The 10,711-nt window shown below is 32.5% G+C and carries 11 protein-coding genes; 9 read left to right on the top strand and 2 right to left on the bottom strand.

Annotated features, from left to right (window positions below; translation table 11 throughout):
- Nucleotides 1–431: 431 nt before the first annotated feature.
- On the bottom strand, nt 432–2,315 hold the full coding sequence (locus tag NF27_RS00330; RefSeq protein ID WP_053332443.1) for an ankyrin repeat domain-containing protein: 1,884 nt from the start codon (nt 2,313–2,315) through the stop codon (nt 432–434).
- Nucleotides 2,316–2,520: 205 nt separating this feature from the next.
- Between NF27_RS00330 and NF27_RS00335 the strand changes: the two genes are divergently transcribed.
- The 4 genes from NF27_RS00335 to NF27_RS00350 all read left to right on the top strand — a co-directional run bounded on the left by NF27_RS00335 (nt 2,521) and on the right by NF27_RS00350 (nt 5,597).
- Nucleotides 2,521–2,763: a hypothetical protein gene (locus tag NF27_RS00335; RefSeq protein WP_039454586.1), complete on the top strand. Its 243-nt coding sequence runs from the start codon at nt 2,521–2,523 to the stop codon at nt 2,761–2,763.
- A 140-nt stretch (nt 2,764–2,903) separates the two neighbouring features.
- Nucleotides 2,904–3,587: a hypothetical protein gene (locus NF27_RS00340; RefSeq protein WP_039454588.1), complete on the top strand. Its 684-nt coding sequence runs from the start codon at nt 2,904–2,906 to the stop codon at nt 3,585–3,587.
- A 65-nt stretch (nt 3,588–3,652) separates the two neighbouring features.
- The gene (locus tag NF27_RS00345; RefSeq protein WP_039454590.1) at nt 3,653–3,838 is read left to right on the top strand and encodes a WGR domain-containing protein; all 186 of its coding nucleotides are present in this window, start codon (nt 3,653–3,655) and stop codon (nt 3,836–3,838) included.
- A gap of 172 nt (nt 3,839–4,010) precedes the next feature.
- Nucleotides 4,011–5,597 (top strand): hypothetical protein, encoded by a 1,587-nt coding sequence (locus tag NF27_RS00350; RefSeq protein ID WP_039454592.1) that lies wholly within the window; start codon nt 4,011–4,013, stop codon nt 5,595–5,597.
- Nucleotides 5,598–5,774: 177 nt separating this feature from the next.
- On the opposite strand, the gene NF27_RS00355 is transcribed toward NF27_RS00350, so the two are convergent.
- Nucleotides 5,775–6,128, bottom strand: a complete 354-nt coding sequence (locus tag NF27_RS00355; RefSeq protein WP_039454593.1) for a hypothetical protein — start codon at nt 6,126–6,128, stop codon at nt 5,775–5,777.
- Nucleotides 6,129–6,470: 342 nt separating this feature from the next.
- On the opposite strand from NF27_RS00355, the gene NF27_RS00360 reads away from it, so the two are divergent.
- The 5 genes from NF27_RS00360 to NF27_RS00380 all read left to right on the top strand — a co-directional run.
- Nucleotides 6,471–6,917, top strand: a complete 447-nt coding sequence (locus NF27_RS00360) for a hypothetical protein (RefSeq protein WP_039454596.1) — start codon at nt 6,471–6,473, stop codon at nt 6,915–6,917.
- A 136-nt stretch (nt 6,918–7,053) separates the two neighbouring features.
- Nucleotides 7,054–7,209 (top strand): hypothetical protein, encoded by a 156-nt coding sequence (locus NF27_RS12750; RefSeq protein WP_204367845.1) that lies wholly within the window; start codon nt 7,054–7,056, stop codon nt 7,207–7,209.
- Between the two features lie 655 nt (nt 7,210–7,864).
- Nucleotides 7,865–8,509 carry a recombinase family protein gene (locus tag NF27_RS00370; protein WP_053332444.1) on the top strand — a complete coding sequence of 215 codons (645 nt, stop codon included), beginning with the start codon at nt 7,865–7,867 and terminating at the stop codon, nt 8,507–8,509.
- Nucleotides 8,510–8,517: 8 nt separating this feature from the next.
- A complete protein-coding gene (locus NF27_RS00375) occupies nt 8,518–10,173 on the top strand; it encodes an IS481 family transposase (protein WP_204367846.1) in 1,656 nt (551 codons plus the stop codon).
- An 83-nt stretch (nt 10,174–10,256) separates the two neighbouring features.
- On the top strand, nt 10,257–10,711 hold a 455-nt coding region (locus NF27_RS00380; RefSeq protein WP_458692786.1), incomplete at its 3' end, for an AAA family ATPase.

The following is a 10,711-nucleotide window of genomic DNA, read 5'->3' on the forward strand; positions in this document are numbered from 1 at the left end:
ACCTAACAATATTATGTGATTACCTCAATGCCAGGCGTCATGAAGTAAAAGCATATTTAAGGGGACAATTATCCCCAAGTCGCCGGGAAGAGCTTAATAAAGAAATTCATAAATTAGGTATAATTTTATAAGAAATACTAGGCTTGCAGCTCATTCGCAAATAATCCTGGAAAATAAAATTATAGAATCACTTATTTCTGGACAAAAAATTTATAAAATCATTTAATCCTGGCCAAACTGTTTTTCTAGTCGCAATTAATTCTGGACAACATTTGCTCTTGATTGCTGGAATTTGTATTTATAAAATCAAGCCGTTACAGTTAATGAATAAAGATAGATTAAATGTATAGTGTTTTATATGCTGTGCATAAACAAAAACTTTCTACACCTAACTTTTTTAGTTAAGGGCTCCAACAACAGATCTGTTCTTCCTATGCAACCCCTAAGCCTTCTTTATCTAACTCTTTCCTTTGTTGCTCTGCCTGGATTTTTGCTACCCAAGAATCTATCTTACTTCTGGAAGGATTTACAATAAGCTTATTAGAAGGTTTGTCCGGAAAAACATAATTTACGATTTCATCTTTCAATTCTTCAGGTAAAACATTGCTTTCCATCATACGACTATTATAAATGGATCCAAATTGTTCATAATTAGGGGGCTCATTGATGGCTTTTGCAAAACAGTAAACTAGCATATCGCGTAGCTTAGGTATTCTATTCTGGTAAGAAATCACTCGTGTAAGCAAACTCTTAATACTCTCATCGCTTGTTAAATCTATAGCAGTTTTACCATCATTACTTACTTGATGAATATTCGCATTATTTTTTATCAAGGTAATCGCTACATCAAAGTGGCCTTTTAAAGCAGCAAACATTAATGCTGAATAACCGGTATTACTTTTTTTATTAATATTTGCTCCATTCTCGAGAAGAGCTGCTACTACTTCTTTGTGCCCATTTTGAGAGGCAAACATTAATGCTGACTCCCCTTTAACTTCTCTATCCACGCTTGCTCCATTTTCGAGAAGAACTTCTACTGTTTCTTTGTGCCCATTTAGAGAGGCAGCCATTAATGCTGTATACCCTCCAATTCCTCTATCCACGTTTGCTTTATATTTAAGAAGAATTTCTACTGTTTCTTTATGGCCGTTTCGGGCAGCAGTAATTAATGGGGTAGCACCATTATTATTCTTCTCATCAACGTTAGCACCACTATTTAAAAGTATTTCTACTACTTCTTTATGCCCATTTTCAGCAGCAAACATTAATGCTGTATTGCCACCGTTATTATTTTTCTCATCAATGTTAGCTCCCCTATTTAAAAGCATTTCTACTATCTCTGTATGTCCATAGTGAGCAGCAAACATTAATGCTGTGTTACCAATATTATCTTTTTCATCAATATTAGCATTCTTATTTAAAAGTATTTCTACTATTTCGTGATACCCCTTTCGAGCAGCAGTAATCAATGGGGTAGCACCATTATTATTCTTCTCTTCAACGTTAGCACCTCTATTTAAAAGTATTTCTATTATTCCTTGATGGCCATGTTCAGCAGCAAACATTAATGCCGTAACCCCATAAGTACCCTTCTCATTAATGTTAGCTCCCCTATTTAAAAGCATTTCTACTATCTCTGTATGTCCCTTGTAGGCAGCAAACATTAATGCTGTGGTGCCACCATTATTATCTTTTTTATTAATGTTAGCACTCTTATTTAAAAGTGCTTCTACTACTTCTTTATACCCTTTGTAGGCAGAATTTGTTAATGCTGTAAAACCGCCATTATTCTTCTCTTCAATATTAGCACCCCTATTTAACAGTATTTCTACTATTCCATTATACCCAAATTCAGCAGCAAGTATTAATGCTGTATTATTATCATTATCTTTCTCGTTAATGCTAGCTCCATTTATGAGAAGAATTTCTACTATTTCTTGATGGCCATGTTCAGCAGCGAACATTAATGCTGTAGTCCCATAAGCACCCTTCTCATTAATGTTAGCTCCCCTATTTAAAAGCATTTCCACTATCTCTTTATGCCCCTTATAGGCAGCAAATATTAATGCTGTTGAACCCTTGTTACTTTTCTTATCAATACTAGCTCTGTTCTTTAAAAGTATTTCTACTGCTTCTTTATTCCCATTTTGAGCAGCAACCATTAATGGTGTTGTACCTTCCTGGGTTTTTGTATTTAAATTAGCGCCGGCGCTAATTATTTCATCTATTGGGTTGCCTTCTTCTACTAAAGCTATTAATTTGCTGTTCTTTTCATCCTGGCTTAATTCCAAGAATGCATTTAACCCTTCTTTCATTTTTATCCTTAATTATATGCTTGTACAAAATCTAAATATGGTTAGCTTATGAATTACTGTTTTTATTTACTGAAATAATACAATTACTTAGATATTGCTAGTTAATTTTAATTAAGAGATCATTTATATGTAAATGGATCTAAAGTAAATAAATATAGTGAGATCCCAAATTTTTAGCTTATGTGCATTGTAGCTTAATTATTATTTGAGCAGCGAATCCATTGAAAGCATTATACTTGTTTATAAGGAAGGTGTGTGGCCTTCTGCACTCACTCAAGAAGACTTAGTAGCAGCAAGAGCATTACTACGTGATCCTAAGATTACAGTTGAAGATGCTGAAAGGCGTTTTTGCAAATATCCCCTGCTACTTTTTATCGCCACTTACCCGGAGGAAAGAGTTCTGTTAATGAATATCCATATTCTTATTAAAGTAATACTAATTCCATAAATATTAATAATGCTCATTTAAATCACAAAGTATTATATAAATTATTAAATAAAGGTAGCATATTGATAGAAATAACAATTGCTTTTATTTAATGATACTGATAGCAAGTAAGTTAACATTTAAACGAAGTGTAAAATAACATGGAAGCCATAGAGACATTAAAGCAAGAAGAATTGAATACAATGTTTGGTATTAATAAGAAATACTTACTGTATGTTATAGCTTTCGCACTCATATTATATGCATGCTATGAAAAAATATATTGCTATGTTCTTAGTTTTGATATTCGCCATCTTCCTTATAGTTTTTCAGATATGATAAGCCCTACATTAGGTTTTGCAGGGGCTATAATTGGTGCTTTCCATCTTAATACGTTTATGGAATATATAACCGTTAAGTCTAACCAACCTAAGGTTGTTAAATATGCTATTAAGTACTGGCCGTTATCTCTTATAGCTGTTTATACTTTATATCCTAAGTTCATTAATGAGCTAATCCTCAATATACCGGCTGTGCTTGTTTTTATCTCCTATTGGATCTTAAGTGCTGTTTTCTCTGAATTTAAGAAAGGAAGTAAGAGTGGAGTAATGAGAAGTGAGGGAGTTAATTTATTGACAAGTTGTGTGCTAATGGTCTTACCGGTTATCATTTATGCGTACACTAATGCAATAATCGACATAAAAGGGCTTAGATTGTCTCCATTAGACATAAGTTTTGAAGACCTAGGTAATAGTAGAATTGTTAGAGTACTTGAAAAAGGTATGATAGTTGCAGACAAGACAACAAATGAACTTAAGTACGAGCATTTCCAAAAGAGAAAGTAAACATTAGTAGGAGGAGGTAAGCTCTGAAACTAGACCTAAGGATTTGGAAGTGGAGAAGTGATAGTATGTACTATACGGTAAGGCTACAGCAAAACCTGTTTAACGAATGGACAATAATAAAGTCATGGGGAGGATTACAGAATAATTTAGGTAATCTGACCATACAGACTTTCAATCATATGGATGATGCAACCAAAGAAATAGAAAATATTGGAAAAAGAAGGGTGAGTAGACACTATAAAACAGTATAACTCTCTGCAACATATCTCTTGTAATACTTTATATATCTTAATAATAATTGAACTATTATATTTATATTTCAATTAAAACCTCATAATTTATCAATGTATACAAGAAAAACGAATTTATACTTGGGTGGTTCCATGGTATGATTATGTGTAAATCAAATATTGAAAAGTAGAAATGAGAAAAAGTCATCAAGGTAATAAGCATTCTTCAGGGAATAGATCTCATAGAGGAGAAGGAGATCAAACTTATAAAAGAACTCAACATGAACAACCAAAGGAATATAGAAGACTAGATTCAATTGCACGCCTTATCTGTGGTGAAGAAAAATGTGCAGCTGTAAGTTTATATGAGGGAAAGCTACTTGTAGCTAGTAATAGAGGAACTAATACTAGCTTAGTACAAAACTATATGAAATTCTTTCAACACATTGTGAGAAATAATCTTTCATATAATGATGCTTGGAAAGCTAAAAATATGGTTCAATGGAGAAAAGAACTAAGAAGTAAATCAATTTATGAACAATATCAAGGTCATGAAAGCCCAATAATGAATGAAATTAAATTTTTAAACTTAAATTTAAAAGAAACTAATGATAAATTATTAATTATAACGAGTGAATTAGATAAGATAAAGAAAGAATTACTTAAAGTTGATCGAAAATATAATGAATATAAAAAGGCGTATGATAGTAGGCAAGATTTTAAGCAAGCTATAACAATGTCAAAAGCAAAAGATGCTCAAACATTACGTGATAAAACAAAAGATGCTCAAACATTACGTGATAAAACAAAAGAAGTGAAAGATAAAGAAAGAGAAATATTAAAACTTTTAGGCATAGACAATAAAGCAAAACTTAAAAAGGCTTTAGAGGAATATCCATGTCCAAATACAAACGTTCTTATACTAAAAAAGATCGAAAATATAAGAAAAAGTATAGCTGATAAAGAATTAGAGATTCAACGACTTCAAAATAAAGAGATAAAATTGAAAGAAGATAAAGACAATAAATTGAGGAAAGTATCTGAAAAAATGTTTCGTGATATTTCTAAGGTTATTTGTTTTTTAACAAACGAAAATACAATTAATATTCCTTTGCGGGAAGCACTAATGAAAGGTTACATAGATATAAATATAGATCTAAAAGGTAAACCCAGTATTCCTGACGGTACTCATGCAGAAATGAGAATATTACAATATATTAATGATTCAACAAGAAATTTATTAAATCAAAACACAGCTATTTATATAGGTATTTCGAAACTATGTTGTCGAGATTGTGCAAATATTGTCCAACAGATGAATGAAAAAAGTAAAGGTATAGTTACAGAGGTAGATAATAAACCTATTAAACAAGTTGTTGAAACAAGAGGGTTCCATAATAACCAATATCCATGGCCAGAACCTCCCTTTGTTAAAAAAAATGATTTTAGATTGTTAAACAAGGCAGAAAAAAAAATTGGTAAAGCAAAAGAAATGCATTCAGATTCAGAATCCTCCGCTATGAAAACTGAAGAAAGCAACTTAGAATACCTAGAACCACTATCTCCTGAAAGAAGGTTAAACCATCATTCAAGTGCTCCGAGTGATGAGAATATAATAACACCTTCTTTTGCAAGTAGGGTGGGAAATCATTCCACTCAAGCAAGAGCTTATAGTACACAAACGAGTAGAGGAAATAAATCTCAGCAAGGTAGTAAAGCAGAACATATTAGAAAAACACAGAATCAAGCTTCAACTCATAAAGGAAGTCGAGGTCATTAATTTATCATGATATTATCTTTGAAGGAAGATGTTAGATAGAATATTTTAAAGTAGTTATGTATTTAACATATGCATAAATCCGTAAATAAGGAGTAGAACATTGCTTTACCTGCGGTGTTCTACTTTTATCAAATAGGTTTTTTAAAACTCCAAAAATATAAGTATTATAGTTTTATCTTAATTATTTGGGGCTTTAGGCATAAGAGCTATTCCAAGGGGGTTATTTACTTTGATAATGACTTGAGCAAGTGAATCATCCATACAGGACTGTATAATATCGAGCTCACCTATGAAGATAGCTTTTTTGTCTTTATGTAGTAGTGGTTTATAAAAATCTAATAAGCTTTCATCGGTAATATGAATTTTAAACCATCTAGGTTCGAATATCTCTTCTCCTGTGTCAGGGTCATACCCTACAGCTTTATTTACGGTTATGGTAGCAACACCGTATACTTTCCCGTTTAGATCATTATGTATTTCCAGGTCTTTTGCCATTGTGCCATAGATCTGTGCTTGTGCGGAATCTTTCATAAACGCTCCATTAAATATTTAATAACTATTAGTTATAGTTATCGGTTAAATAGCTTGAATTTTAGTGGAGGTTTGATAGACTGAACTTGGTTGTTTAAGGGGTCTATCAGACCTCACATATAAAAAGAGTAGTTAGTTAGTACTAGCTGCTCTTTTTTGTTATTATATAGCTTCATAAACTATTATGCAAGTAAAAGTATAATATTATGTAGAATATATTCTACATGTAGTTATCTTAATATGTTACTTTTATTTCTTAATCTACTTTGAAATATAGACATTTCCTAATACAGCTGCTAGTTTACAAACTATAAAAAGTAATATGAATATTATAATATTAGAATGAATGAAATTGGGGAGATTGTACGTAAAATACTATTTTTCAAAAAAATAAGTACAGTTGATCTTGCTAAAAGCATTGGGTTACCACGAAAAATAATAGATAATGTAATTTATAGAAACGTTAAAAAGAAAGAAACCGTTGAAAAAATCTCTGCTGCCCTAGGGGTAGATTTATTTGAATATATTAATAAAAAAAGCCCGACATCTATATTAAATAATTCAGAACTAAATACTCAAATATTTAAAAAAGCTTCTGATATAGTTTTTAAAGTAATTGAGGATACAAATATAGCTTCTTCAAAAGATGAAATTAATACTTTAACTGCTATATTATACAAATTCTTGCTAGAAAATAAGGAAGCATCAGACGAAATTGCCAAAGCTTTTTGCCAAGGGATGATAGAACACGCATTAAACAACTTTATGATGACTCAGAAAATAAGCTAAGTTTGCTTCTTAGATAAATATTGTAATGTTTCTGTTTAAATCCTGCTATAAATCTTTATCATAACTTAACTTGATTAGCGTACATATATCATTTAGCCTTCTATTGTATAGTTAATATACATATTATGAGGCATATATGAATAATGTTATACACAATAGAAAGACGGAACTTAAGCTTCTAATTAACTCAAACATTATTGAGCTCACCTGGGGAAAGGATAAGAGTGATAATATTAATTGTGTGATTCATATACCTAGTTACCATTGGAATGTAAGATTAACTCTTGATTAATATGTGCCTTTCTGATTAATAGACATCATTACCAATCTTCAACTATAATTTCAGTTTTTATATTGTTTTTCCCCTAAATATATTAGCTACTTCTTCTTTAATGCTCTTATTGCTTGGTCGTACTTGTAATTTTGTATAACAAAACTTTCTTGATTTAGCTCATAATCCGCCTGTATTTCATCTAAAGAAGGTATTTTGTTTTCTAACTCCTTATATCTTTCCCAAGGTGTTTTACCTTGTAAAGCGCTATGTGATCTTTGTTTATTATAATATTCTTCCCATACTTTAAGTTTATCCGGGAGATCACTAGCTGTATAGGCTTGATTTTATAAACACAAATTCCAGCAATCAAGTACAAATTTTTTCCAGAATTAATTGCGACTAGAAAAACAGTTTGACCGGGGTTAATTGATTTCATAAATTTTCTGTCCATAAATAAATGATTCTATAATTTTATTTTCCAGAATTAATTGCAACTATAGGTTGGAGAGTAAATTTAGTATAAAGGCAGGAATAAAATGTATGGTTAATTAGATGAAAATGAGCATATTAAATTTATGAGACTTTAAACAAAAGTCATTGATAAAAAAATATAAATCCATATAGAATAAGAGCTAATTTTAGGTTTTTATAAAAACGGGCTAAAAAAGCTATTATGTATGTACTTAATAAGACAATAGCTTACTTGAGAGTATCAACGATTGATCAAGACCTTGATAAGAACCGTGCTGCAATTTTAAACCTAGCTAATGAGAAAGGTCTCGGACAAGTACAGTTTATAGAAGAGAAAGCTTCCGGCAAAACACCATGGCGCGAAAGNAAAATAGCAGAAATATTAGAGAGCATGCANAGTGATAGTAATATAATAGTCAGTGAGCTTTCCAGGCTAGGGCGTAGTATGTTGGAATGCATGGAAATATTATCAATAGCTTTTCAGAAAGGAATTAATGTCTACGCAGTTAAAGGTAATTGGCAGCTAGATAAAAGTATCCAAAGTAAGATTATGGCTATGGCACTAGCAATGGCAGCAGAAATAGAAAGAGACNTTATTTCCAAACGTACCACTGAAGCACTACGAGTAAAAAAAGCTGCNGGTATAAAACTTGGCAGACCTATTGGCCCTGGAAAAAGTAAGTTAGATGACTATAAGGTAGANATTGAAGCTTTATTGAAGAATGGGTCAACAAAGAAATTTATAGCCGCCCGCTATAAAACAACNCCGGCTAATCTTCATAATTGGTTNAGAAAAAATGGGCTTGATAAAATAGCATATGCTCTTGAAGGAGATATTCCTCAATGACAAGATGTGTGCCGGCAGATGCATTGATTATGTTATACAACAGATTATCTGCTCTAGCACCACGTAACCCACAGCGCAAGTTAGTCATAAAAGAAGCAGCTGAATTTTATAATGTTTCACCCGCTACACTATACCGCGCATTACATAAATATAAGAAGCCNAAAACAATTTATAGGGCAGATTATAATCGACCTAGACTCATTAGCCAAAGTGAAATGAGGAATTATTGTGAACTTATAGCTGCCTTAAGAGTTAGGACTACAAATAAGAAGGGTAGACGACTTTCTATAAAAGAATGTATCCGTCTTTTAGAAACCTATGGAGTTGAAACAAAAGGAGTATTAGTAAAAGCACCCCAAGGTTTATTAAAAAAATCAACAGTAAGCAATTATCTCAAACGTTTCGGGTTAGATTGCTTATCACTAAATGTACAACCACCTATAGTACGATTNCAAGCAGTAAACAGTAATGATTGTTGGCATTTTGATTTCAGTCCTTCAGATTTTAANCATCTTCCTGCTGAGAAAAATGAAGATAATTTAGAAAGAACACCTACATTAATGCTAGCTAGTGTTGTTGATGACCGTAGTGGAGTAACATATCAAGAATATCATTATATTTATGGTGAANATATTATCACTGCTTTAAAGTTTTTATATAATGCTATGGCAGCAAAGAAACACCCGGGNTTTCCTTTTCAAGGGATACCTAAAACATTTTATATGGATAACGGGCCGGTTGCAAAAAGCCTAGTGTTTAAGAGAGTCATGGCATACCTTAATGTAGAAATTAGAACTCATTTACCTGATGGTAAAGATGGCCGTCGTAAAACTGCTAGGTCCAAAGGAAAAGTTGAGCGCCCATTTCGTACGGTAAAAGAATCTCTAGAAACTTTATATCATTTACATCCTCCCCAGAANCTTTTAGAAGCTAATGAATGGTTACGCCATTATTTGGAAAGATATAACCAGGAGAANCACCGACAGGAAGAGCACTCNCGCTTAGAAGATTGGAAACGTAATTTACCACCTGAAGGATTTAGAGCAATGTGTGATTGGCAGCAATTTTCTGCCTTGGCTCGAGAACCTGAAACAAGGAAAGTAGGAAGTGATGCATGTGTTGTTGTTAATGGAGTGAAGTATCAGTTAACACATGAACTTGCAGGAGTAAAAGTTACTTTACTATGGGGTCTCTTCAATAATGAATTACACGTTGAATATGAAGGCAAATCTTATGGACCATTCTATCCTGCTGATGGACCAATTNCTTTCGGTCGATATCGTACTTTTAAGAAAAGTAAGAAGGAAGAGCGCGCTGATCATATAGAACTCTTAGCAAAAAATATTTCTATACCNCGTGCTGCCTTATCAGGCGGCTCTACAATAACCGATACTATGCTTAATACTTCGGGACTTGTTGAAGATAAGCAAGCATCAATACCATTTGAGCTGGAACATTCCCTAAGCCAAACATCATTTAAAGATGCTATAGAAGCTAAAGCTGCAATATCACGTTGGCTTGGTTATCCCTTAGGACGTTTATTGCCTGAGCAGATGGCTAGAATTGAGGCAATTATTTTAGAAAGCTTAGATAAACAGCTTGTAATGACACAAGTGAAGCAACTATTTGAGATAAAACCTATATTTACCAGGAAGGAGAACTAATGGATATTGAAAGCATGAAGTATTATGGTTTAACTAAAGAAATTGATAAAGCAGAATATTTTGAAACTGATACCTACCAAAGTATGCTAAGCAATATTAAACATGCAATAAAATCAGGAGGGCTTATCGCATTAACCGGCATAGTTGGTATAGGTAANACTGTTACTTTAAGACGCTTACAGCAAGCAATTAGAGATGAAAATAAAATTTTAGTTTCTAAATCTCTGGCTACAGATAAACGTAATGTCACAATTAATACTTTATATACAGCTTTATTTGCAGATATAGCAACAAAGAAAGACGGTAAGTTGCCTACACAAGCTGAAAAAAGGGAGCGTAAGCTACAATCCCTTATCAAGGAGTTAAATAAGCCTATTGCCTTATTTATTGATGAAGCTCATGATTTACATCCACGCACTTTAGTGAGTTTAAAACATCTTATTGAGACTGTGCAAGATGTAAACGGCACTTTAGCCGTAATAGTTTTAGGTCACCCTAAATTAGCAAACGATCTACGCAATCCTGTACTAGAAGAAGT

Origin of the sequence: Candidatus Jidaibacter acanthamoeba, from assembly GCF_000815465.1 — a bacterium.
GTDB classification, from domain to species: Bacteria; Pseudomonadota; Alphaproteobacteria; order Rickettsiales; family Midichloriaceae; genus Jidaibacter; species Jidaibacter acanthamoebae.